The sequence below is a fragment of the Caulobacter sp. FV1ye6ST genome (assembly GCF_058681225.1).
On the sequence record NZ_CM178733.1, the window covers coordinates 1,640,898 to 1,664,812 of the forward strand.

The 23,915-nt window shown below is 63.5% G+C and carries 25 protein-coding genes and 1 tRNA gene; 13 read left to right on the forward strand and 13 right to left on the reverse strand.

Annotated features, from left to right (window positions below; all coding sequences use genetic code 11):
- Positions 1-41: 41 nt before the first annotated feature.
- From ACW175_RS08245 to ACW175_RS08275, 7 genes are all read right to left on the reverse strand, one after another.
- On the reverse strand, positions 42-971 hold the full coding sequence (locus ACW175_RS08245) for a galactosyltransferase-related protein (RefSeq protein WP_492104090.1): 930 nt from the start codon (positions 969-971) through the stop codon (positions 42-44).
- Complete coding sequence (locus tag ACW175_RS08250) at positions 968-2,485, reverse strand: lipopolysaccharide biosynthesis protein (protein ID WP_492104091.1); 1,518 nt, start codon at positions 2,483-2,485, stop codon at positions 968-970. Before ACW175_RS08250 ends, ACW175_RS08245 begins: the two co-directional genes overlap by 4 nt.
- Positions 2,482-3,345: a glycosyltransferase family 2 protein gene (locus ACW175_RS08255; RefSeq protein ID WP_492104924.1), complete on the reverse strand. Its 864-nt coding sequence runs from the start codon at positions 3,343-3,345 to the stop codon at positions 2,482-2,484. The genes ACW175_RS08250 and ACW175_RS08255 overlap by 4 nt, the downstream gene beginning before the upstream one ends.
- Positions 3,332-4,090: a WecB/TagA/CpsF family glycosyltransferase gene (locus tag ACW175_RS08260; RefSeq protein WP_492104092.1), complete on the reverse strand. Its 759-nt coding sequence runs from the start codon at positions 4,088-4,090 to the stop codon at positions 3,332-3,334. The genes ACW175_RS08255 and ACW175_RS08260 overlap by 14 nt, the downstream gene beginning before the upstream one ends.
- Positions 4,087-5,079, reverse strand: coding sequence for a GDP-L-fucose synthase (gene fcl / locus ACW175_RS08265; protein ID WP_492104093.1), 993 nt, complete (start codon positions 5,077-5,079; stop codon positions 4,087-4,089). Before fcl ends, ACW175_RS08260 begins: the two co-directional genes overlap by 4 nt.
- Positions 5,045-6,121, reverse strand: a complete 1,077-nt coding sequence (gene gmd, locus ACW175_RS08270) for a GDP-mannose 4,6-dehydratase (protein WP_492104094.1) — start codon at positions 6,119-6,121, stop codon at positions 5,045-5,047. The genes fcl and gmd overlap by 35 nt, the downstream gene beginning before the upstream one ends.
- A gap of 481 nt (positions 6,122-6,602) precedes the next feature.
- Entirely contained in the window at positions 6,603-7,001 is a 399-nt protein-coding gene (locus ACW175_RS08275) for a hypothetical protein (RefSeq protein WP_492104095.1), read from the reverse strand.
- A gap of 128 nt (positions 7,002-7,129) precedes the next feature.
- On the opposite strand from ACW175_RS08275, the gene ACW175_RS08280 reads away from it, so the two are divergent.
- From ACW175_RS08280 to ACW175_RS08295, 4 genes are all read left to right on the forward strand, one after another.
- Positions 7,130-7,432 (forward strand): DUF2293 domain-containing protein, encoded by a 303-nt coding sequence (locus ACW175_RS08280; protein ID WP_492104096.1) that lies wholly within the window; start codon positions 7,130-7,132, stop codon positions 7,430-7,432.
- Between the two features lie 139 nt (positions 7,433-7,571).
- Positions 7,572-8,261: a MobC family plasmid mobilization relaxosome protein gene (locus tag ACW175_RS08285; RefSeq protein ID WP_492104097.1), complete on the forward strand. Its 690-nt coding sequence runs from the start codon at positions 7,572-7,574 to the stop codon at positions 8,259-8,261.
- Between the two features lie 257 nt (positions 8,262-8,518).
- Entirely contained in the window at positions 8,519-8,806 is a 288-nt protein-coding gene (locus ACW175_RS08290; RefSeq protein ID WP_492104098.1) for a hypothetical protein, read from the forward strand.
- Positions 8,793-9,827, forward strand: coding sequence for a tyrosine-type recombinase/integrase (locus ACW175_RS08295; protein WP_492104099.1), 1,035 nt, complete (start codon positions 8,793-8,795; stop codon positions 9,825-9,827). The genes ACW175_RS08290 and ACW175_RS08295 overlap by 14 nt, the downstream gene beginning before the upstream one ends.
- 71 nt (positions 9,828-9,898) lie before the next feature.
- Here the strand turns inward: ACW175_RS08295 and ACW175_RS08300 are convergent.
- The 3 genes from ACW175_RS08300 to ACW175_RS08310 form a co-directional block, all read right to left on the reverse strand.
- Positions 9,899-9,972, reverse strand: a tRNA-Cys gene (locus ACW175_RS08300).
- Between the two features lie 392 nt (positions 9,973-10,364).
- The gene (locus ACW175_RS08305) at positions 10,365-11,012 is read right to left on the reverse strand and encodes a DsbA family oxidoreductase (protein WP_492104100.1); all 648 of its coding nucleotides are present in this window, start codon (positions 11,010-11,012) and stop codon (positions 10,365-10,367) included.
- Positions 11,013-11,313: 301 nt separating this feature from the next.
- Positions 11,314-11,586: a DNA -binding domain-containing protein gene (locus ACW175_RS08310; protein ID WP_492104101.1), complete on the reverse strand. Its 273-nt coding sequence runs from the start codon at positions 11,584-11,586 to the stop codon at positions 11,314-11,316.
- Positions 11,587-11,771: 185 nt separating this feature from the next.
- Here ACW175_RS08310 and ACW175_RS08315 point away from each other — a divergent pair, with 185 nt between their 5' ends.
- The gene (locus ACW175_RS08315) at positions 11,772-12,440 is read left to right on the forward strand and encodes a hypothetical protein (RefSeq protein WP_492104102.1); all 669 of its coding nucleotides are present in this window, start codon (positions 11,772-11,774) and stop codon (positions 12,438-12,440) included.
- A gap of 104 nt (positions 12,441-12,544) precedes the next feature.
- Positions 12,545-12,808, forward strand: coding sequence for a transcriptional regulator domain-containing protein (locus ACW175_RS08320; RefSeq protein ID WP_492104103.1), 264 nt, complete (start codon positions 12,545-12,547; stop codon positions 12,806-12,808).
- Here ACW175_RS08320 and ACW175_RS08325 read toward each other — a convergent pair.
- Entirely contained in the window at positions 12,777-13,292 is a 516-nt protein-coding gene (locus ACW175_RS08325; protein ID WP_492104104.1) for a sensor histidine kinase, read from the reverse strand. The genes ACW175_RS08320 and ACW175_RS08325 overlap by 32 nt on opposite strands.
- Before the next feature lie 182 nt (positions 13,293-13,474).
- Positions 13,475-13,627 carry a hypothetical protein gene (locus ACW175_RS08330; RefSeq protein WP_492104105.1) on the reverse strand — a complete coding sequence of 51 codons (153 nt, stop codon included), beginning with the start codon at positions 13,625-13,627 and terminating at the stop codon, positions 13,475-13,477.
- Positions 13,628-13,777: 150 nt separating this feature from the next.
- Here ACW175_RS08330 and ACW175_RS08335 point away from each other — a divergent pair, with 150 nt between their 5' ends.
- The 7 genes from ACW175_RS08335 to ACW175_RS08365 all read left to right on the forward strand — a co-directional run bounded on the left by ACW175_RS08335 (position 13,778) and on the right by ACW175_RS08365 (position 21,517).
- Positions 13,778-13,984, forward strand: coding sequence for a helix-turn-helix domain-containing protein (locus tag ACW175_RS08335; protein WP_492104106.1), 207 nt, complete (start codon positions 13,778-13,780; stop codon positions 13,982-13,984).
- A gap of 167 nt (positions 13,985-14,151) precedes the next feature.
- Positions 14,152-14,748: a TetR/AcrR family transcriptional regulator gene (locus ACW175_RS08340; protein WP_492104107.1), complete on the forward strand. Its 597-nt coding sequence runs from the start codon at positions 14,152-14,154 to the stop codon at positions 14,746-14,748.
- Positions 14,749-14,854: 106 nt separating this feature from the next.
- Entirely contained in the window at positions 14,855-15,472 is a 618-nt protein-coding gene (locus ACW175_RS08345; protein WP_492104108.1) for a glutathione S-transferase family protein, read from the forward strand.
- 209 nt (positions 15,473-15,681) lie between these two features.
- On the forward strand, positions 15,682-18,054 hold the full coding sequence (locus tag ACW175_RS08350) for a TonB-dependent receptor (RefSeq protein ID WP_492104109.1): 2,373 nt from the start codon (positions 15,682-15,684) through the stop codon (positions 18,052-18,054).
- Between the two features lie 92 nt (positions 18,055-18,146).
- The gene (locus tag ACW175_RS08355; RefSeq protein WP_492104110.1) at positions 18,147-18,938 is read left to right on the forward strand and encodes a glutathione S-transferase family protein; all 792 of its coding nucleotides are present in this window, start codon (positions 18,147-18,149) and stop codon (positions 18,936-18,938) included.
- 296 nt (positions 18,939-19,234) lie between these two features.
- Positions 19,235-20,542, forward strand: coding sequence for a UDP-glucose dehydrogenase family protein (locus ACW175_RS08360; protein WP_492104111.1), 1,308 nt, complete (start codon positions 19,235-19,237; stop codon positions 20,540-20,542).
- 3 nt (positions 20,543-20,545) lie between these two features.
- Entirely contained in the window at positions 20,546-21,517 is a 972-nt protein-coding gene (locus tag ACW175_RS08365; RefSeq protein WP_492104112.1) for an NAD-dependent epimerase/dehydratase family protein, read from the forward strand.
- Between the two features lie 99 nt (positions 21,518-21,616).
- Here ACW175_RS08365 and ACW175_RS08370 read toward each other — a convergent pair whose 3' ends face one another.
- Entirely contained in the window at positions 21,617-23,851 is a 2,235-nt protein-coding gene (locus ACW175_RS08370) for a TonB-dependent receptor domain-containing protein (protein ID WP_492104113.1), read from the reverse strand.
- Positions 23,852-23,915: the final 64 nt, after the last annotated feature.

Genomic DNA, 23,915 nt, shown 5'->3' on the forward strand with positions numbered 1-23,915 from the left:
TCTGCCAACCACGCGCGGCATAGCGAACCCATGCGTCATCACTAGGCGGACCGATTTGTAAATTTGGCGAAGATCGCTCGATGCTCAACCGAAATTTTATTCACAAGTCTCAATATAGCAAATAGTACAGGTCCGGTGGAAAATTGACGCGGTTGGGGTACGTTAGAGAAGCTTTGTGCGAGATTATCGGCGACATATTTTTTCAATTCCGCCTTTTTTAGCCCTTTAACACGCTCGAATATTTCTTTGTTCAGGGCGTAGCGCTCGCCGACGGATGAGTCTGGGCCTCGAATGTGGTTTAGGTGAGTAATGCTGTGTGGCGTGAAGCCAAAATAGAATCCAAGTTTTTTGGCTCGGACGAGAATTTCAATATCCTCCCATCCGTAGGAGACCATTTCCCGGTTCATGCCGCCAACCGAGATGAACGCTGCGCGGTCTGCCATAAGGATGCCGCCGACAATGAGACGAGGCAAAGCTGAAGGGTGTGGTCGTGGTCCGCCGATAGATTTAATTCTACCAAAGCGTTCGGCATCCAGCGAGATGCCAAGTTCCGAGATCAAAGGCTGATCAACGTCAACACACACGCGGTTGAAGGGTAGCATGAAAGCAAACTTTCCTCGCCTAATGGCGGTGAGACTCTGCTGCATGGCTGCGATTGGAACGAGCATATCAGTATCATAGACGCAAACAACAGGCCTCTCTGTTGCGGATAGGGCTCTGTTGATGTTGAGAGATTTATTGAAAGACCCGCCATCTTTGACGTGGATTAACCTTGCGCCCATTGCGGAGGTAATATCAATGCTCTGAGCTTCTACAGCCTGCTCAATAATAATGACTTCAGCACTGGGAAAACTCCTCTCTATATAAGAGAGGATTATCTTCAGGTTTCTCAAGCGGTCGTCACTGTCAACTCTGAGTGGAATGATGATGGCTAGATCGCCAAACCCCTGATTTTCTGCGCGCTTCATCATTCTTTTCCAAAAGATGACTGTGAGGGGGCCGACCCGTCTGTCACCCACCTTGAGACAAAGGTCGGCATTTTTCCGCTTCTGGCCAAGATTTCTCCAAGCGGACCGGAGAATAGATGCTTTCGCGTAAGCGCGATTGCTATCGCTAGGCCTAGGCCGCTCGAGGCCATTACCGCTACCAAAGCTATTTCAGCGCCCCACCCCTGCGTCGCTTTTGAGCTCACCCAAGCTGCGGCAAGTGGGAAGGGCGCAATCGACAGTGCTGGCCTCAACAACGCAACGAGATACCGGGATAGGCGCATGCTGAGTGTATCGAGAACAGCCCTCGTTACGAGGATGAAGCGGACGGCGTAGAGAGGGACGATCGCCCATGCGACCATTTCTACAGAGTGACCAGCCGCGAAAGGGAGAACTGCAAGCATCAGTGTGATCGCGACCGCAAGCGCGATCACTTCTCTGATTGTCGAATTCCGTGCCATCAGAATTGGGCCAGCGAGCCACGAGTACGAGTTGATTGCTACGGCGATAGCCAGGGGACGGGCGATAGCCGCTGCATCACGCCAGGCAGTGCCGTAGACTCCAACAATTACGCGGTCTGCTACCAAGGAAGTTACGAGCAGGATTGGCACAACCGTGGCGCTGACGGCGACAGTGCAAGCCAGAAAGCCGGTTTGTATCTTCTCCTCGTCGTGCTGAATGCGAGAGGATGCGGAAAATAGAAGCGGTTGTATGCTCGAGACAATAATGATGGGCATATTAACAAGAGTCATGGATCGATTGTAGAGGCCGAGAGCAAGTGGTCCGGTTAATTTAGAGAGTACGAGGTTATCCACATTATAGAAGAGCCAGCTAAGAAAGCCGCCGACCATGGTTTTCCACCCAAAAGATAGTAGATCTCGTGGCGGCGACCAGGACTTTGCTCTGAAGGGGGGGCGTGCAAGCAGAAGATATGCAGCAGACGTGAGGACAGTTTGTGAGATATGGGCATAGATGACACTCCAAGCGCCTAGTTTCATCAGCGCGCATGAAACTCCGACCACCCCATAACCAACCAAGTAGGTTGCAACCATTACTATCTGAATTAACCCGAATCTCATTCTCCGGTTGAGAAGCGCGAAAGAGGTTTGCCCTGCTGACTTCAAAACGAAAGTCAAACTCATCGCTTGAATGAATGGCTCTGCCTGCTTGTTGCCGAGCGAATTTGCGAGATACGGCGAGGAGAGCCAAAGTATTGATGAAAGGGCGGCACCCAAGCATAATTGCGCATAGAACGCCCAAGCTATGTCGCTATCAGCAACCTTCTCGTTCTGAATAACCGAAGAGCTGATACCCGCATCCATGAGGAGCGTGCCAAAGCCGACAATAACCCATGCAACGGCTACCAGTCCGAAAGCTTCAGGGCCGAGAAGGCGTGCTAGTAGGGTTCCGATAGCAAACTGCAGCAGAACCTTTGCAAGGTTTCCTGCATAAGTCTGAATAAGCGCTTGGATGCCCCGCGCTGCTAAGCCGGCGCTCATCGTGCGGGCTTATTGCGTAGTGCGTTCGCGTACATCGCGATCATTAAGCAAATGCCGATCGGACCCGCGTGACGTAAATAAAAGGTAAGCCATGATCTAAATGGAAGGCCGCGTGGGGTTCGTAGGAGATGGTATCGGCTGAAAATGTCTTTAGCGCGCTTCCATGGCGCTCCCCCTATATTCGGGGAGCAGCAGCCGACAAAGCCGGGGGCTAACCAGATTCGGCCGCCTGCTTTGGTAACCCGGTAGCCATAATCGATATCGCCAAGTTGATGCACGAAGACTGGATCAATAGAGCCAAGGCGTCGAACGACATCTGCGGGAACTAGCACGCAGTTGCCATTCAATGTGTCGCAAGGGATCAACTCGGAATGGGACGGCTCGACGCGTTCCAATTGAGCAGGGTGCCACAAGTTGCGGCGGGTGAAGCCTCCGTAACTCATGTTGCCGGTGGCGGGGTCTTCCATTGCGCCGGTGACCACATGTAGTCCGCCGCTAGTCCCTTTGGCGGTTTCGTAGGCTTCGAGCATGCGCTTAACCGCATCGGGCTTTAGCGTCACGTCGTCGTTCAGCCACAGTATGTAGTCGAAGGCGGTGTCCCTGGCCGATTGCATAGCCAAGTACATCCCGCCGCCCCAAAATCGGTTCCCGTCACCCTTAATGACAATCGTCTCTGGGAACTCGGCCTTTACTGCATCGGCGGTTCCATCTGCGCTGTCGTCATCAAGAACATGTACGGTAAACCGAACGCCATCAGAGGCTTGCGTAACAAGGCTGCGTAGACACCGGAGGGTTGTCTCACGCCGATTGAAGCAGCTCATTGCTACGGCGATGGTGATAGGGCGGTCAGGCATGCCCACGTCGTCCAAATATGATCTTCCAGATAAACTGTGGTGCCATGACGAGATAGCGCCGCCACAGGCGGCGTGGCTCGCTGGCCAGGCGCCAGGACCACTCGAGGCCGATACCCTGCATCCAGTAGGGCGCACGTTGAACGGCGCCGGTATGGAAGTCGAAGGCAGCACCGACGCCAATCAAAGTTGCATGGACCTTTGGGACTAAAGCGTCCATCAGGTGTTCCTGTTTGGGCGTTGATAGCCCGATCCACACGACGTCGGCGCCGCTCTCATTGATCTCGCGCGCCACCTCAGCCAGCTCGGCCGTGGTCAACGGGCGGAAAGGGGGAGTATCGGTCTTGACGACGTCAAGGCCGGGGAAGCGGCGTTCGAATGTGTCCTTCAGCTGTTCCGCGACGCCAGGCTTGCCGCCGTAGAAGAAGTGCTTCAGACCGGTTGTTGGCGAGTCCGCCAGGACGCGCTCCATCAGGTCAGGCCCGCATGTCCGCGAGACGTCGAAGCCGGCTTTGCGGCCGAGCCATACCAAGGGCATGCCGTCCGGCGTCACCATTGCGGCCTGATGATGCAGCTGCATGAGTTGGGCGTCGTCCTGCGCCTGCATGACGCCATGGACGTCGCGAATGAAGACGCAGCGCCCAACGTCGTCCTTGGCCCAGTTCGCGATAGCTCCGCTAGCGCTATCCAGGGTCGTGGCCGAAACCGGAACGCCGAGAACGTCGTACGTCGCGAAGGCCTTTTCCTGGGTCACGACACCGCTGCTGATTTCTGATTGCTCGAGGCCAGGAACCAACGGTACGCGTCGGCGATGCCGTCACGCAATTCGATGCTCGGCTTCCAGCCCATGCTCCGCAACTTGTCGGCGCTCATCAGCTTGCGCGGTGTTCCGTCAGGCTTGGTGGTGTCAGTGATGACCTCACCCGTAAAGCCCACCACTTCGCAGACCAGTGTCGCCAGGTCGTAGATCGTCAGATCCTCGCCCGACCCGACATTGACGTGCTCGAAGTCCGAATAGTTCTTCATGAGGAACACGCAAGCGTCGGCACAGTCGTCGGCATTCAGGAACTCGCGGCGCGGTGTGCCCGTGCCCCAGATCATGATGCTGTCGGCACCGGCCAGCTTGGCCTCGTGGGCCTTGCGGATCAGGGCAGGCATGACGTGGCTGCTGTTCAGGTCGAAGTTGTCGCCCTGGCCGTAGAGGTTGGTCGGCATGGCGCTGATGAAGTCGCAGCCGTGCTGCTTGCGATAGGCCTGGGCCAGCTTGATGCCGGCGATCTTGGCGATCGCGTACCACTCGTTGGTCGGCTCCAGCGGACCGGTGAGCAGGGCGTCTTCCATGATCGGCTGCGGCGCGAACTTCGGATAGATGCACGACGAGCCTAGGAACAGCACCTTGCTGACGCCGCTCCGCCAGGCCGCGTCGACGATGTTCGTCTCGATGACCAGGTTGTTGTAGAGAAAGTCAGCCGGATAGGTGTCATTGGCCAGAATGCCGCCGACCTTGGCCGCGGCCATGAAGATGGCGTCCGGCTTTTCCTTGGCGATCCAGGCCTCGACGGCGCTTTGGCGCTCGAGGTCCAGCACATCTCGGCCGGCGGTCAGGATTTCGCAGCCCTCTGAAGCGAGGCGACGCACTATGGCGGAACCGACCATCCCACGATGGCCGGCCACCCAGACGCGCTTGCCCTCAAGGGGGAAGATCACGTCATTCGGCATTGCGACGCTGCTCCTTGGCGACATTGATCATGTCGGCGGCGACCATCTCGGCGCAGAGCTGCTCCCACTTAGTCTCGTGGACCCAGCCGAGCTTTTCCTTGGCCTTGGTTGGGTCACCGATCAGCAGTTCGACTTCAGTCGGGCGGAAGTAGCGCGGGTCGACCTCGACCAGCACCTTGCCGGTTTCGGCGCACGAACCCTTTTCGTCGATGCCCGTACCCGACCAATTGATCGTGATGCCGACTTCCGAGAAGGCCTTAGCAACGAAGTCGCGGACCAGGGTGGTTTCGCCGGTGGCCAGGACGTAGTCGTCGGCCTGCTCCTGCTGCAGCATCAGCCACATGCCGCGGACGTACTCACGGGCGTGGCCCCAGTCGCGCTTGGCGTCCATGTTACCGAGATAGAGCTTCTCCTGGAAGCCCTGCTTGATGGCCGCCACGGCGCGCGTGATCTTGCGGGTGACGAAGGTCTCGCCGCGCAGCGGGCTCTCGTGGTTGAATAGGATGCCATTGCTGGCGTGGATGCCGTAGGCCTCGCGGTAGTTCACCACGATCCAATAGCTGTAGAGCTTGGCGGCGGCGTAGGGGCTTCGCGGATAGAAGGGCGTCTTCTCGCTCTGCGGCACTTCCTGGACGAGGCCGTACAACTCCGAGGTCGAGGCCTGGTAGAACTTGGTCTTCTTTTCCAGGCCCAGGATGCGGATGGCTTCCAGCAGGCGCAGCGTGCCGGTACCGTCGGCGTTGCTGGTGTATTCCGGCGTCTCGAAGCTAACCTGGACGTGGCTCTGGGCTGCCAGGTTGTAAATCTCGTCCGGCTGGGTCTGCTGCACGATCCGGATGAGGTTCGTGCTGTCGGTCATGTCGCCGTAGTGCAGGATGAAGCGCGGATTGGCTTCGTGCGGATCCTGATAGATGTGCTCCAGGCGGCCCGTGTTAAAAGACGAAGAACGGCGCTTCACGCCGTGGACCGTGTAGCCCTTCGACAGAAGCAGCTCCGACAGGTACGCGCCATCTTGCCCGGTCACGCCCGTGATGAGCGCAACCTTACCATTGCTTTCAACCGTCATTTAGTCCCCACCTTGTATAACGCGGCTATTCAGCCTTGCGTATCTGCCTCATAGCGTAAGCTTTTCGCCGAGGCGACCTCGTTGTTGCGCCGCAGCGTCAAAAGTTCTGTTTGAACGTCAAACGGGCGCCGTTAACGACGTTTCGTAGATTATCGTAGTCGTTTCATGTGACATCGCCTTGTTGGCTTCACGTCGTAGATTGCGTCATCGGCGGGTCTCTGGCCGCAATTCCCGGATCCTGACATCGTCTACATAAAAGTGTGTGCGTCTTCCTGTTAATCTTAACGGCTGCTGTAGAGCCATATTTTGGGGAATTTAGACAAGCGCGAGGGGCATGGGCTGGATTGCCTGGAATCCGCCAGCGACCATCCGCACTCTCCGGCGTCCAACTGAATGGGCAACAGCTTCGCGTTGCCGCATGGCCAAACAGTGGCCAGCGTATTTCACGCGCTACATAGGGGCGGCAGGCAGCGCACGCGTTTCAAGCTCCAGGTTCCAGGCTAAGCCATATCCTATAGAGCCGAACGGCGTCGCCGCCGCGGACGGTCTCGGCGCGCGCTCTATGGAGTTTCTGGATCCACGCGACCAGAAATTCATCCGCGATCAGGTGGCAGTTCTCGAAGCATTCCTTGATCAAGGTCGAGACCGATATGTCTCGGTACTTGCCGATGATCGTGCGCAGGAACTTGATGTCGAGCACCCATTGGGCCTGCTTTATGGAGAGCTCGGTCTGATGCTCTCGCTTATCCAGACTCTCGAGAAAAAGTGAATGCCGATCCTCGGCGCCATCGTATCGATAGGTTTCGAGAAGATCCTTCACCAGTTTTCGCCAAATGGCTTCGTCGTAACGGATCGCTTCTGCTGCAGCTTCGGAGGCCATGTCGCGTGCTCGGCAGGTGTGGCGTCGGGGAATGCTGAAACTGCCGAGACGTTGATCTGAGTCTTTGAGTTGATCAATAATGCGCCTCGTTTCCGCAGCGTAGTTTGCGCCTCGGCTGGAGCGATGTTGTGCGTCCAAAGCAGACTAGATCCAGTCGAGCCGACGCCGACAAGCACATTCGCAAGAAGCATGCGCGGGCGCCGGCAGAGGTAGCGGAGTTACTTGCCGAGCGGATATCTTCCCGGCAGTGGCGAGGGGCCATAACGATTGGACGAGCGTTTGCATTCGTCGCGCAGGCGCATGTTCGTCACCAGATGACGGACTACGATCGGCTGTTGCGCGTACCGGGCATCACCCGAGAGGAGGCGCAGCTGATCGTGAACGCTGAGGTCCAGGCCGTAATCTCCTCCTGGGCGACGCTCAAGGCGTAGGGCATTTGCGGCCTTTAAGTTTTGCAGACTGCAAAAACGCCCATCCGGCTCCTTCCCTTCCTCATGCCCATCATCTGCGGTTGCGGCGAGAATAGAGTTGAATGTTTGGGATTAGGGCAGGATATGTTTGTTGGTACCATTGTATTACGATGCCGGAGGCGTGGTGAGCAGAAACGGGCAAGAGCTGTTATCGGCGTGGGTGCCCGCAGAGCAGGCCGAGCGCTTTAAAGCGCTGGCGCGTCAGCAAGATGGTGGTGTTTCAGCCGCGCTTGGCCGGATGATCGATGAGGCCCTCGGCGGCAGGGCGGAAGCGCCCCGCGGGAGTGGTCAAGGCGAGCAGGTGAAAATCCGGCTGAGGGGAGAGGAGCGTTACGCCCTCGCACGAGCCGCCGCCGCGCGCGGAACGACGCCGGCCGGCTGGCTTCGCGCTCTGGCCTTGGCCCACTTGGCTGGGCGGCCCCAGTGGAACCGGGAGGAGCTGGAGGCCCTACGTGAGATTGGCCGGGAGGTTCGGCGGATCGGTGTGAACGTCAATCAGATCGCCCACGCCCTCAATACAGCCGCCCAGATTGGCGAATGCCCGCCGGGACAGGGCGAGGCGGCGGAACGCTGTCTCGAACTTGTCCGGCTCGAGATGCGACGGCTGGCCGGCGTGGTCACGGGCAACTTCGACTACTACGGCCTTCCTGGTGACGAGCGGCCGACGGCGGCGCGCGGCGCGGTGGCGCGCCGAAATGCGGAAGAAGCGAGCGCGGCCGCGTTGCTCAAGCGCAGGCCAAAACTGCGTCCCAAGAAATTCACGGAGGGGCGGGGGAGCGGTCGGGACTAGGTTGCGAATTTTGCAGTCTGCAAAACTTCGCGAGCTGTACATGCTTTATAGGGCGATAGGTCGTCAGCCGGTGGCGTGAGGTTTTTGCAGTCTGCAAAAATCGTCGCGGATTTTACAGACTGCAAATGTTTAGCTCGACCCTTACTGCAGAAATTGTTCTGAGAAGCTTCTTCTGGCGCTGCCAGATGGGTTGACATGGGTTGACGAATATTTCGAATTTGCATGTATAATCATGTATTAATTATAGATTTTACTTGATGTATTCGGTTGCCTGTGGATTTCTTCGCGCAGTTGATCGCCATTTCTGGCTGTTGGATCTGCGAGCGCGAGTTTTGAATCTTAAAAAGCGTCCCATCGTCCGGTCTTATGACGTCACGGGTGTCCTGATGGCGCTCAAGAAAGCCGGGTTTTGCCCAGCCGAACTTTGGGTTGGTAGCGTACGGATCGTTCTGGATCCGGGCGGGCAGGTGTCGGACGCGGCGACGTCGCCAGCGCGCGAGATCCAGGATGAACTCGCCAAGCACTTCGCCAATGCCCGCTTCTAAGCGCAGCCTGCCCAAGGGCGTCTGGTTTCAGAAAAAGCGCCTGAGCGACGGCGAGGTCATCCGCTATGGCTACCTTGGGCGGGGGCCGGGTTCGATCGCGCTGGGCCGGGAAGGCAGTATCGAGTTCCATGCGCGTCTGGCTGAGGCGATGCGCAAGGAGCCGCCCGGTCACACGGTTCACAACCTGATCTGGCGCTACAAACAGTCGCCGGAGTACCGCGACCTCGCGGACCGGACGCGCGCTGACTACGCCAAGCAGCTCGACAAGATCCAAACCGTGTTTGGTGGGTTGTCCTTGCGGGCGATGGCGGCGCGGGAGGTGGCGACGCACATCTATGGCTGGCGGGACAGCATGTGGGAGAGCCCGCGTCGGGCCGACTATGCGGTCGCCGTGCTGAAGCTGGTGCTGGCCTGGGGCGTGCGCCGGGGCCTGCTGGAGTTCAATCGCGCTGCGGGCGTCGAGAAGCTGTCCAACGCCGATCGTCGCGAGAAGACCTGGACGGCCGAGCAGGTCGACGCCTTCATGCGCGTGGCTTCCGAGCCGATGAAGCGGGCCATGATCCTGGCGTTGGAGACCGGGCAGCGGCAAGGCGACTTGATCACCCTGGGTTGGGGCGCGGTTCAGGGGAGCGTGATACACCTTCGGCAAGCCAAGACCGGTGTTCGGGTAGCCGTGCCGATCTCGGCGGCTCTGCGCGAGTGCCTGACTGCGGCGCCTCGCGGCGATGCCACCACCATCCTCACCAAGCCTGATGGCCGGCCGTGGGAGATCAAGGGCAACGGCTTTCGGTCGGCCTGGCGGCTGACCTGCCAAGCGGCCGGGATCAAGGGCGTCACCTTCCACGATCTGCGCGGCACGTTCGTCACGCGGCGGCTCTCCGAGGGCTGGACGACACAGGAAGTCGCCATGTGCACCGGCCACACGTTGCGCGATCTGGCGTCGCTGGACGCCTATGCCGACCGCGGCGCCATCGCCGAAGCGACGGCCAAGAGGATCAGCGAACGCCTCGCCCGAGGCTGAACCGAGAACAAATCTGCAAACCGACCTGCAAACTGGTCGATCGACAAAGGAGCTAAGTGCTTGAAAAATGGTGGAGGCCCGGCCCGGAATCGAACCGGGGTGCACGGATTTGCAGTCCGCTGCGTCACCACTCCGCCACCGGGCCATCCGGGTCGACGACGCAAATCACGTCGGCGGGGGAGGGCGTTCGATACAGGAGCGTCGGCGGGGCCGCAACTTCGAATTTCGCGCGATCGTATTGTGGGCAAGGGGTGCGGAGCGCGATCGGTTGCTCAGCGCCTCGACCGGAGTGGATTGATCACGCGCACGCCTCGGATGCTATCCATAGTCATCATTGTCAACGCCGCGGAGCGCGTGGTGAGCGTCGGCCAAAGCGGTTCGTCGCGCCGCTAGTCTGGAATGAAGCGCGAAGTCTCAAAGCCCTACGTCCGCGATTGGCCCTTCACGGTCATCCTGCCAGCGCACCGTGCTCAAGCTATCTGCGCCGCGCTCTAGCTTCCCGGCGCGGGGGGGGGGGCGAGCTTCCCGTGAAGACCGTCAGGCCTCGCTAGCGATCTTCCGGAGCGCCTGTTCGAAATACTCGGCCGGCTGGCCGCCCGAGATCAGATAGCGGTCGTTGATCACCACCGCCGGCACCGAACTGATCCCCGCCGCCTGCCAGGCGCGTTCGGCCTCGCGCACCTCTTGGTCATAGCGGCCTGAGGTGAGCACCTCGTGAGCCGCATGCGGGTCCAGGCCCGCCTTCATCGCCGCGCGCACCAGAACCTCGAAGTCGGCGGGGCTGTCATTGTCGGTGAAATAGGCGTCGAACAGGGCGCGCTTGAGCGCCTTCTGGTCGCCGACCAGCCCCGCCCAATGCAGCAGGCGATGGGCGTCGAACGTGTTGTAGATGCGGCTGTTCTCGTCGGTGGCCATGGTGAAGCCCACGGCTGCGGCCCGATCGTGGATGGCTTGGCGATTGGCCGCCGACTGCTCCCGCGTCGCCCCGTACTTCTCAGCCACGTGCTCGACGATGTTCTGGCCCTCAGGCGGCATGTTCGGGTTCAGCTCAAAGGGCTGGAAATAGATCTCAGCCTCGACCAGGTCGCCGACCCGCTCGAGCGCGGCCTCCAGCCCGCCTAGGCCCACCACGCACCAAGGGCAGGAAACGTCGGAGACGAAGTCAATCTTCAGGGGCTTGGTCATCGGACGATCCATGCGGCGGGAACGCAGATATAGGCGCACGGACGCAGAATGCATCGGACGAAGCGCTGTCGCCGGCGTGGTGGGCAAGGTCCATTCGTCCGACGGGTTCCCGCGCGCAGCCCACACCCGGGGCCGACCAAGACAACCTGCGGGGCGACGCTTAGGATCCGTGGGCACCTGGATGCTTCAGTCCTATGCCGAAACTCAAGGGACCGACTCGTTTCAGCCCGTAAATTTGGCTCCGCTATTTCCCAGGCGCCCCAAGAGACCGATCGTCGATACGGACGCTGCGGTTCATCGTTCAGCGACGCCCGGGGACCAGCAGGTCGCGATACCCGGTCTGGGTCATCCATCGGGCGCGCGCCATGTGGCTTTCCCAGCACCGGCGACTGAGATCCGGCGCCTGCTCCGGGTCGCGCCCCAGAACCCGCCGCGCCGCTTCACGCCAGTCGGCGCCGTCCTCGTCGGCGTCGAGCAGCCGCAGATAGGTCACCAAGTGCCGCTGGTCGTAGTCGGTCAGGGTCTCCGACCACGGCGCCTTGTCGGCCACGGGATGTTCGAGCTGGGACGTCAACCTAAGGCCTTTGCGTGCGGATGCGACGGCGCGTCAGTCTATCAGGCGCGTCCTGCCAGGCCCTAGTCCCGTGGCGCCGACGGCGTCCATGGCAAACTTCGCGAGGGTGCGTGCCGGGCGGCCAAGGCTCGACAGCCCGCGCAACCTCGGAAACACTTTTATCGTGGGAACGACGAGCGGCCGACATGAACGATGTCCAAGCCCGCGCGCCTGACTGGAGAGACGCGCAAACCTACGAGGGACTCCTGGGCGCCGACCGGTCGGTCTGGGCCTGGGAGTTCGCGCGGCGCGGGTTTGAACCGTCCCGCGGCGCGACCGCGCGCGCGCCGCGAGCGGGCAGGGCGCCTGAGCTGTGCTTTGTCGGCGACGGGCCGCCCGGCGATCCCCTGCCCATCGCCCTGTGGCGGTGGCAGGCGGACGGCGCGGCGCCGGTCTTCAGTGTCGAGCCGGCCGGCGCGCACGATCCCGACGCCATCGACCTCAAGGGTCTGGACGTCGCGACCTTGGTGGTGCGCGCCGCCGACGGCGACCAGCACGTCCTGGTCAGCGACGGTGGGCGCCGCCTGCGTTTCGCGATCGTCCAGGGGGATGTTCTGGCCGGCCCGTCGGCCTTTCGCTTTCATTTGCCGCCCTGGGCCCTGGGTGTTGGATCGCTGGACGGCCTGCGCCGGACGGGGCTGGACCCGCCCAACGTGGTCGAGGTCTGGCGCTCGCCTCGATGGCTGGGGGCCTTGCTGCCGGTGCTGCTGTGCGCCGTCACTTTCCTGGGGACATCTTTTTCGCCATCTCAATCACGGCACGACTTGCGCCCGCTTTCGGGAACGCCGTGCCAAAAGCCGGTAGAGCCGTCCTGATCTATGGCGCGCCCCGCATCGCGGCCGCGAAAAAACGCGATCCCGGCGGGACTCGGACGAGGCCGCCGATTCCAGCCCGCCCTCACGAGGCGCTCAATGGAGCCATGGCCCAGTCCCACGTCGCCCGTTGCCGCCCCGACCCGCCCGTCGCGCCAGGCGTCGCCGCACCGCCGGAGGCGATCGACCCGCGCCGGGCGCGACTGGCCTGGGAGTTCCTGCGCCGCAATCCCCAATACCGGGCCGACTATCGTCGCTGGCGCGCCGGAGCCCTGATCGTCCTGGCCGAACGCTGGGGCCTGCGCGCGCCGATCGATCCGGACCGGGTCGACATCGACGTCAACGCGATCTGGCCAGGTCCGCTTCGCTGACGCCCGGACCATAGTCCCAGATGACGACGTTCAGGGTGTCGGCCCTGGCGAAGGCGACGATGCGGGTCTTTCCGCCGCCATAGGCGCAGGCGTTGAAGATCAGATTCCGCAGCACCTCGCCGATCAGCACCGGATTGCCGCGGGCGAGGGGAAGGCCTGAGGGCAGGCGCGCCAGAACCTCGACATCAGGAAAAGCTCGCAGGGCCTCCAGCTGGATGGTGATCAGCAGGGCGGCGAGGTCGGCCTCGCCCTCGGCCGCTGTGGCCTCCGAACGGGCCAGGGCCAGGAACTGTGACAGGACCTGGCGCAGGTTGGCCGCCGCTTGGCGAGAGTCGCCCAGTAGGGCCTTGTCGCGCGGCGTAGCGGCGGTGCGCTCTAGCAGGGCCAGGTTGGCGACGATCACCGACAGTGGGGTGCGCAACTGGTGCGAGGCGTCTGCCGAGAACCGCTCCAGCGCCCGGGTGAAGCGTTCCAGGCTACCCATCAGGTGGTTGAAGGCCCCCACCACCGGCGACAGCTCGACCGGCGCCCGTGGCGTCGACCGGCGCGAGGTCGGGGTGTGAGGCCTGGGCGCGAGTCGTCAGGTCGGCAGTTAGCCGGCGCAATGGCGCCAGGCCCCAGCCAGCGGGCGGCCGGCGCGGTCGCCTCGCCGGGCAACTCGTTGGGTCACCTGCCACCGGAGGAGAAGGCCGCGAGGTCGCGGAGCGCGCGGGTGATCAGGCCGTGGGCTTGCGGATGGTCTCCCACGAGGATCAGGCGCGCCGCCACCGACAGGTTGGCGACGACCGCCACGATGCTTTTGGCGGGCTTGGGTCGCATGGACTTCAGAAGGGCGAACCTCTACCGCAAGATCCGTGAGGGCTCGCTTTCCCCACAAGTGCGGATCAGCATGAACGGGGCAGGGTGACGGGAGTCTTCGATCAATAGTTGGGTCGAGGATCCCGTTGGCTATCGGCCGGAGGCGCGGTCTTGACGCTTCCCCAGCATCCACCGCCACAACGGATGGCCTATCGCGTAAAGGAGGCCGCCGAGATGTTGGCGATCAGCCGCAGCCGCTTCTACGAATTGATCGCCGAGGGACGGATCCGAGTCTTGAAGGAGGGTGCGCGAACGCTGGTGCGTTATCGGGAACTCGAGCGCTATCTCGATGCGCTCGACGACCACGGGGTAGCGTGAACGCCATCAGCAGGCCCGCCTTGTCGGCAAGCCGCCGAGCGCGGGCAGGAGGACGCCCAGCGCAACGCCGCCGGCGTGGCGACACAGGGCGAGCTTCAGGCGTTCACCGCAAACGCTTGCCAGGCACGCTTCGCCCGCGCCATTTAGCAGCCAGGTTCGAGGCAGGCATGACCCAGACACGACTGAAGGGCGCGGAGCGCCGTGAGCGCTTTCTCGATGCGGCCGCGCAGATCGTCATCGAGCACGGCGTGGCGGCCGTGACCATGGATGGCGTGGCGCATCTGACGGGCGTCACCAAGGCGCTGGGCTATCGCTATTTCACCGACCGCGACGACCTGCTGACCGCCTTGTTCGATCGTGAAACCCAGATCTATGTGGAGCGCCTGGCCAGCGAGGTCGGACCGGCGTCCAGTTTCGAGGACTGGGTGCGCGGGGCCCTGAAATACTGGTGTCGGCGCGCCGACGAGCGCGGTGAGCTGTTCATGCGCTTGGTCAGGGACTGCGGACCCCTGGCGGAGCGAGCCCGGAACAACCGCAAGGCCGACGCGGAGGGGTGGGCCCTGGGCCTGCAGAAGGCCTTCGGGTTGCCGCCTCGCCAGGCCAAGCAATATGCGTGGTTCATGGTGGCGGGCACGGCGGGCGCGCTGGACGCACGCGACGGCGACGACGAGGCGATGATCGACGCCATCACCCTGGCCGTCATCGCCGGCGCCAAGGCCTTGGCGAAGAAGTACGGCGAACCCCGCCCGGCCAGGGCTACCTAGTCTTCGGCCAAAATGAGCTATTGCCTTCTTACATTAAGTGACGGTACCGTTACTTAATGAGCGGGGCGGTCAGACCCCGCGCGCGGCGCGACCGCCGACGGGAGGAATGCAAGTGAAGCTCTATGGCGAAGACAATCCCGCGCCCAATCCGCGACGGGTGCGGATCTTCCTGGCCGAGAAGGGCCTGACGCTGGAGCAGGAGCGTGTGCCCCTGCGCGAGCGCGCCCACAAGGCCAGCGCCTTTCTCGAGAAGAACACCCTGGGACAGGTTCCGGTGCTTGAGCTGGACGACGGCTCGTATCTCAGCGAGAGCGTCAGCATCTGCCGGTATCTGGAAGGCCTGCATCCCACGCCGCCGCTCTTTGGCGTGTCGCCGAAAGAGCAGGCCGTGATCGACATGTGGATCCGCCGTATCGAGCTGCAGCTGATGATGCCGATCGCTCACATCTGGCGTCATACCCATCCCCTGACGGCGAGTCTGCTGACCCAGTTCACCGACTTCGGCGAGTCGAACCGCGCCCATGCCGACCGGGCCTATCGCTGGCTCGACACGGAATTGGCCAATCGGGAATTCATCGCGGGCGACGCCTACAGCATGGCCGACATCATTGCCCAGACCACCGCGGACTTCGGGCGCTTCATCGGCGTTTCGGTTCCGGAGGACTGCGCCGCGGTTCAGGCCTGGCTGGTGCGCGTCACCGCCCGGCCAAGCGCGACGGCGTGACGAACGGATGTTCGAAACCCGTTGCCAGACCCTTTAAGTGACGATATCGTTACTTAAGCGTTCAGAGCTCGGATGCTGATCCCCTGAAGCGGTGAGCCGGTCGGCTTCGCCCCTGGCTTTTGACCGTCCGCCTCAAGCGGACGCCGACGGCCTGCGCCTGTCCCAGATCACAAAAGAAGCCGCTCAGCGGCTCAAGGAAGGAACGCGCCATGTCTATCCAACCGCGCCCGCCGCGGGCCTTCAAGGCTGAGCTTCTGCTGGGGGCTTCGCTTGGGTTCGCCATGCTGATCGGCGCCACCGACGCCGCGGCCCAGGTCACCCAGGTCGCCCAGGCCAACACGGTCGTCAGCGTCGACGAGATCACGGTCACGGCTCAAAAGCGCGCCGAGAACGTCCAGGACGTGCCGCTGGCCATCACCGCCGCGCGCGGCGAGGCGCTGGCGGCGATGAACATCACCCAGCCCCAGCAACTGTCCCTGATCGACCCCAGCGTCCGGTTCAAGCAGAGCCTTAGCAGCAGCGCTTCGGGCCTGACCGTCCGAGGCGTCGGCACCAGCAGCTTCTCCGCCGGCATCGAGCAGAGCATTTCGACCGTCGTGGACGGCGTTGTGCTGGCCGACCCGGCCAGCCTGGCCACGCTCGCCGATATCGAGCGGGTCGAGATCCTGCGCGGACCGCAGGGCATGCTGTTTGGCAAGAACGCTTCGGCGGGCCTGATTCACTTCATCACCAAGCGCCCCCGGTTGAACGAGAACAGCGGGGAGCTGCACGCGCAGTACGGCGAACGCGGCGAACGCATCCTGCAAGCGATCGGGAACGTGGCCCTGGGCGACACGCTCGCCCTGCGGCTGGTGGCCACGCACAACGAACGTGACGGGCTGATCCGCAACGTCGCCAAGGACAACGTCTTCACCGATCCGCAGGACGTCAGCACCCTGACCCTGAAGGCGCTGTGGCGTCCCAACGACGACCTGACCGTCTATTTCTCGGCCGACCGCACCGACAACGACGCGTTCTGCTGTTCGTCGACCTGGCGCAAGGTCACGCCGGGCTATGCGCCCGCCGTCACCAACGCGCGGTACGGCATCGTCGCCGGCCCCAAGAACCTGCGGGTCGCCGCCAATGGTCCGTCGCAAGGCAAGTCGACAGCCCAGGGCGGCACGCTGCAAGTCGACTACGATCTCGGCGATCTGACCCTGACCTCGATCAGCGCCTATCGCTCGGTCAAGCGCGAGGCGTTCTATGACGGCGACCTGACGCCGGTCAGCTATGTCGACACCAATGGCGGGGCCGGGAAGACCGACTGGCTGAGCCAGGAACTGCGCCTGACCTCGCCGATCGGCCAGCGGTTCGACTATGTCGCCGGGCTCTATCTCTACCACTCCAAGGCCTCGTCCCTGATCCGCCAGCGGGGCCAGCTCAGCTGGATCACGCCCGCGACCAACGGCGCGGTGGTTCCGATCATTCCCGGCGCACCTCTGGGCACGATCTTCGAGACCTCTACCTACAACGACATCAATTCGACCAGCATCGCCGGCTTCGGTCAGGTCGGGCTGCACATCACCCCGAAGCTGGACCTGATCGCCGGAGCGCGCGTCACGCGCGACGAGATCACCCTGGACTATCACCGGGCCCCGACCCCGGGCGCGGTCTACATCCCCGGCTCGGTGACGCTGGATCTGCACCAGGAGGTCGACAACACCAACCTCTCCTGGCGCGTCGGGCCGCGCTTCAACGCCACCGACGACCTGATGGTCTATGCGACGGTGTCGCGGGGCTACAAGGGGCCGGGCTTCAGTGGTCTCAGCGCCGCCACGGCCGCCGCCGACCAGAGGGTGCAGCCGGAGATCCCGACCAGCTACGAGATCGGCTTCAAGGCCGCGTTCCTGGATCGTCGTCTGATCTTCAACGCCGATGTCTACAGCACCAGGATCAAGAACTTCCAGGCCCAGGTCTCGGACCTGACCAGCGCCACCTATTCGTCGCGGATCACCAACGCCGGCGAGATCAAGACGCGGGGCGTGGAGGCCAATCTGGTGGCGCGGCTCGCGGCGGGCCTGACCCTCACGGCCGGCGGCGCCTACACCCACGCCCGCTATGCCGACTTCAATGGCGTGCAGTGCTATTTCGGCCAGCCCAAGATCGCCCAGGGCGGCCCGTGCAGCGCGCCGCCGGCCTCGCCCACCTCGCTGGACGGCTTCTTCAACGCCAAGGGCCTGAGCATCGCCGGCGTGCCGGAATGGGCCTACGGCGCCAGCCTGGCCTATGAGCGGCCCCTGGGCGCGAACCTGCGAGGCTTCTTCCAGGCCAACTGGAACTGGCAGAGCGACATCAACTACGCCATCAGCGGCGATCCAGGCACGATCCAGAAGGCTTACGGCCTTCTGGGCGGTCGCCTGGGCGTCTCGGCGCCCGACAAGGCCTGGAGCGTGGCGCTCTACGCCAGCAACCTGCTCGACAAGCGCTACGCCGCGCAGATCACGCCCTCGCCGGTCACCGCGCTCAATCCTGGCGGCTATGTCCAGTATTTCAGTCCGGACTCGGTCCGCCGGGTCGGGGTCAGCCTCGACGTGGCCTTCTAGTTCGTACGCGGCGGCGGCGCGCTTGCCCCGCGCCGCCGCCGGGCGGGGGCCTTGGAGCCCTCACAACAACAATGACAGATGAGGAAAGCCTGATGGGACAGAGCATTGGACGTCGCGGTTCGCTGGCCGCGCTCGCCGGCCTGATCGCCGCCCCCCTGGCGCTGGCGGCGTCGAAAACCGCCGCCAAGCCCGCCGCGCCAATGCCCGAGGTGACGATCTATCACCTCGAAGGCCGGCGGTCCGAGCGGATCGTCTGGCTGATGGAGGAGCTGGGCCTGCCGTACCAGTTGAAGTTCAAGCGTGGCGATCTCGCCGGCTCCATGGCGATGATCCGGGCCTTCAGTCCCGTGGTGCCGATGGCGCCGACGGTGACCTATGGAGACCAGGTCCTGGTCGAGTCCGGCGCGATCATCGAACTGATCCTCAATCGGCACGCCCCGGGGAAGTTGCAACCGGCCCTGGAGAGCCAGGACTATCCGGCCTACCTGATGTGGATGCACTTCGCCGAGGGCAGCCTGGCGGCGCGATTGTTCTCCGACTACCGCGCCTGGACGGCGCAGCCGCCCAAGGAGCGCTCGCGCCTGGTCGATTCCGAGGCCGTGGTCCAGTTCGCTGACGAGTTTCTGGGCAAGCACGCCTGGTTCGGCGGCGCGGCCTTCTCGGGCGCCGACATCATGATGCTGTTCCCGCTCAACGTCGCCACGACGCTCAATCTCGTGGACGAGGCGCGGTTTCCCAACGTCGCGACCTGGAAGGCCAGGATCGAAGCGCGGCCGGCCTATCAACGCATGCTCGCCAAAGCGCGACCGGACGGCATGATCGGCAACTTGCCGCGTTTGCCCCAGCACGCGCCGTCGGGCGCCCGTCCGTCGCCGCAAAAGTAGGGGAGGGCTTTCCGTATCGCCTGCGTTCCCGCGCCCGTCCCCGCCTTACCGGCCGGGCGCGGATCGAAAGGCCTTCCCGCCAGGCTGGATAAAAGCATGGCGCCCGCTGAGAATGGAAAACGCCTACTAGCGGCTTGAGTGTCCGACACGCATTGCCACGACAGCGAGAATGTCGTCGCAATGTGGAAGTATCCGGCTATTTAGCAAGCTTCCACCGTTCGGTGTCCCGAGCGTGGAAAAGGCTTCTTTGCAATTCTCGTCCCGTTGTTTGAGCGGGAACAAGCAGGTGGAAATCGATGCGCGTAGCGATGATTGGCACGGGTTATGTAGGCCTGGTGTCCGGGGCGTGTTTCGCCGACTTCGGCCACGTGGTGACGTGCATCGACAAGGATCCGAGCAAGATCGAGCGCCTGGAGAAGGGCGAGATCCCGATCTTCGAGCCCGGTCTGGACGATCTGGTGGCCCGCAACGTCCGTGAAGGCCGGCTGTTCTTCACGCTCGAGGGCGCTCAGGCGATCAAGGAAGCCGACGCGGTGTTCATCGCCGTCGGCACGCCGACCCGCCGCGGCGACGGCCATGCGGACCTCAGCTACGTCTACGCCGCGGCCGAGGAGATCGCCGGGCTGATCGACGGCTTTACCGTCGTCGTCACCAAGTCGACCGTGCCGGTGGGGACGGGCGACGAGGTCGAGGCGATCATCAAGAAAGCCAATCCGAACGCACAGTTCGCCGTGGTGTCGAACCCCGAGTTCCTGCGTGAGGGCGCGGCGATCGAGGACTTCAAGCGCCCCGACCGCGTGGTGGTCGGCACCGACGACGAACGCGCCCAGGCGGTGATGCGCGAGCTCTACCGCCCGCTGAGCCTGAACGAGACGCCGATCGTCTTCACCGGCCGCCGCACCAGCGAGCTGATCAAGTACGCGGCCAACGCCTTCCTGGCGATGAAGATCACCTTCATCAACGAGATGGCCGACCTCTGCGAAAAGGTCGGGGCGGACGTCCAGCAAGTGGCCAAGGGCATCGGCCTGGACAAGCGGATCGGCGGCAAGTTCCTGAACGCCGGCCCCGGCTACGGCGGCAGCTGCTTCCCGAAGGACACCATCGCCCTGGTGCGCACCGCCCAGCAGTACGGCGCGCCCGTGCGGCTGATCGAGACAACGGTCGAGGTCAATGACGCCCGCAAGAAGGCTATGGCCGGCAAAGTCGCCAAGGCCATCGGCGCCGAGGACCTGACCGGCAAGACGATCGGCGTGCTGGGCCTGACCTTCAAGCCCAACACCGACGACATGCGCGACGCCCCCAGCCTGGACATCCTGCCGGCCCTGCAGGCCCTGGGCGCCAAGGTCCAGGCCTTTGATCCGGAAGGCGCGAAGGAAGCCTCGCACATGCTGGCCGGCGTGGACTTCAAGAGCGGCGCGTATGAAGCGGCCGAGGGCGCCGACGCCCTGGTCATCCTGACCGAGTGGGACCAGTTCCGGGCGCTGGACCTCGACCGTCTGAAGGTCCTGATGAAGGCGCCGATCGTGGTCGACCTGCGCAACGTCTACAAGCCAGCCGAGATGGTCCGCCACGGCTTCACCTACGCCAGCATCGGGCGAGGCTGAGCCATGGCGCCTCCGATCATCGTCACCGGCGCGGCCGGCTTCGTGGGCTACCACGTCGCCGAGCGCCTGCTGGATCGCGGCGAGACGGTGATCGGCGTCGACGTGTTCAACGCCTATTACGATCCGGCTCTGAAGGAAGCGCGGGCCGAGCGGCTGAGCGGCCGCGACGGCTTTCGGATGGTCCGCATGGACATCGCCGAGCACGAGGCCTTCGCCGAGCTGGTGAAGACCTCGGGCGCCAAGCAGGTGATCCACCTGGCCGCCCAGGCCGGGGTCCGCTACTCGATCGAGAACCCGTTCGCCTACGAGCGCAGCAACCTGGCCGGCCACCTGTCGGTGCTGGAAGCCTGCCGTCACGCCGGTGTCGAGCATCTGGTCTACGCTAGCTCTTCCAGCGTCTATGGCGACCGACCGCTGAACGGCGACGGCTTCCGCGAAACCGACCCGGCCGAGAGCCCGGTGTCGCTGTACGCGGCCACCAAGCGCTCCTGCGAACTGCTGAGCCAGAGCTACGCCAGGCTCTATGGCTTTCCGCAATCTGGCCTGCGGTTCTTCACCGTCTATGGCCCCTGGGGCCGGCCGGACATGGCTTACTACGGCTTCACCGAGAAGATGCTGAAGGGCGAGGCGATCGAGGTCTATGGCGAGGGCAAGATGGCCCGCGACTTCACCTATATCGACGACATCGTCGACGGCATCCTGGGGGTGCTCGACCACCCGCCGGCCAAGGGCGGTCACGAGGTCTACAATATCGGCGACAACGATCCTGTGGGGCTGATGGAGATGATCTCGACGCTGGAAGCCGCGCTGGGCGTCGAGGCCCAAAAGACCTTCCTGCCGATGCAGCCCGGCGACGTCCCGGCCACCTTCGCCAATATCGACAAGCTGCACGCCCTCTGCGGCTACAAGCCCAAGGTCAAGCTCCCTGACGGTCTGGCAAGATTCGTCGAATGGCGGAGGGCGACGACGTTCTAAGCGTCGACGAGAGGAGCCGTTCGATGCGGGACGAGGCCGGCCGCTGCAACGGATTCGTCGCGGGGCCGGCCGATTTGTCACCGAAGTTTCGGCTGGGATCTATAGCGGGCCGACGCCGCCCGGGCTGGTCTGGAAGTCGAAGGCCGGATCGCGGCGGCGGCGCGGGTCGGGGGCGCCGGTTCCGCCGAAGTTGTAGGTTACGCCGACGAAGATGGCCCGCAGGTCCAGGTCGAGGGCGCGGCGGTCCTTCAGGGTCGGCGTGTCGATAACCAGCTTGTCGCCGAAGGTCTTCAGGGCGTCCTGCACCGTCACGACGCCCGAGACGCGGTCGTTGAACTTGTGGCGATAGCCCAGCAGCAGCATGCCGGTCGGCTCCTTGTAGCCCTGGGGCGTCAGGCGCTTGCCGGTGGCGAAACCGCTGATCTGCAGGAAGTCCTTGGGCGTGGCCTGGACGTTCAGAGCCGCGTAGCCGGACACGGTCCAGGCCGAGCGCTTGTCGGGGAAGCCCAGGTCCGTGGCGCCGATCTCGTTCCAGAAGGCGTTGCCGCTGATCGTGTACGAGATCTTGGGCGTCAGGCGGGCGTTGGCGACCAGCTCCAGGCCGCCGCTGCGGCTCTTGGCCAGGTTGGCCTTGCTGGTCAGCAGCACGCCGTTGCCGATGTCGCGGACCACGTCGGTGACGCCGTCGCGGGCCTCGCGGTAGTACACGGTGCCCTGATAGTAGTTGTAGCCCTTGCGCAGCTGGTAGCCGACCTCGAACGAGTCCGTGGTCTGCGGTTTCAGGCGCGGGTCGCCCTGACGGTAGCTATAGGGATCTTGGTAGATCCGGTACGGGTTAAGGTCCTGGGCCGTCGGGCGCTGGATGCGGCGGCTGTAGCTGGCGTTGACCTGGCGGGCGTCGTCGAGCTTGTACTGCACGTGCAGCGAGGGATAGGCGCGCAGGTAGTCGTAGCTGTCCTTGAGCTTGGAAGTGACCTGGTTGGTGTCGACCGTGACCTCCTCGATGCGCAGACCCGGCATGATGGTCAGGTCGCCGATCGGGCGGCTGAGGGTCGCGTAGATCGCGTGGACGACCTGGTCGTACTTGAACTGGTTGGTCAGGGCCGGATCGACCGCCAGGGCGCCGCCCGTCGGGCCGCGAGCGCCGTAGTTGTCATAGTCGTTGTTGTCGACCTGCAGCTCGTAGCCCGCCACGAGCTTGGCGCCGCCAGGTAGGGGACGCTTGTACTCGGCCTTCAGGCGGCTCTGGACCAGTTCGTCGCCGATGCTGACGTGCTCGACATAGTTCGAGACGGTCGGCAGCTGGTTGAAGCCGTTCGCGTCGGTGAGCTGGCGGTCGCGGGTGCGCTCGACGCTGGTGTGCAGGGTGAACTCGTGTTCGTCGCCCGAGAACTTGCGGCGCAGGTCGCCGGACAGACCGCCCACCGACTTCTTCATCTTGCCGTCGCTGAGACGCTGATAGCGGACAATGGGCGCGCCATTGATGTCCTTGCCCTCGTAGGACGAGCCGGCCCTGGAGCTATAGGCGGTGTCGTTGTAGCGGGCCTCGGCGCTGAGGCGGGTCTGCTTGTCGAGGTCGTAGTCGACGCCGGCGCGGACGTTGTGCGACTGGCCGTGGCTGTTGAAGCCGACCTTCTGATGGCTGTCGGCGTAGCGGCCCGTGACCGGATCCAGGCGCGAGCGGTCGTCCTCGATAGAGCCCTTGGCCTTGTCGCGGCGCCAGCCGGCGTCGGCCGACAGGGTCAGCTTCTTGGTGTTGCGGGCCAGGCTGATGCTGGCGTTCTTGCGGCCTTCGGTGCCCATGTTGGCGCGGACCGAGCCGGTCGTGCCGACGCCGCGCTGTTGCTTGGTGATCAGGTTGATGATCCCGGCCGAGCCTTCGGGGCTGAAGGCGGCCGAGGGGTTGGTCATCACCTCGACGCGCTCGAACTGGCTGGCGGGGATCTGCTGCAGCACCTGGCCGCGATTGTCGCCCTTGAACATGCCGGACGGCTTGCCGTCGATCATGATGGTGACGTTGGGGTCGCCGCGCAGGCTGACATTGCCCTGCACGTCGACCTGCACCGAGGGGACGTTGCGCAGCACGTCGGCGACCGAGCCGGTCGTCGCCTGCAGGTCCTTGCCCAAGCTGTAACTGCGACGATCGATCGAGGTCTTGATGTCCTGAGCCGAGGGGGCGGTGATGGTCACGCCCTGGACCTGGGTGGATTGCTCCTTCTTCGCCGGGGCGGGCGTCGTCGGGGCAGGGGACGTGGTCTGGGCGACGGCGGCCGTGCTGAGGGCGGCCAGGCCCGTGGCGGCCAGCAGGGCGGCGCGGCGGGTCGTGAAGGTCATGGAAGGTCTCCTCTGTTGCGAGGACCTTGCCGGAACGACTCGAAGCGTTGCAGTGCCGGGCGTC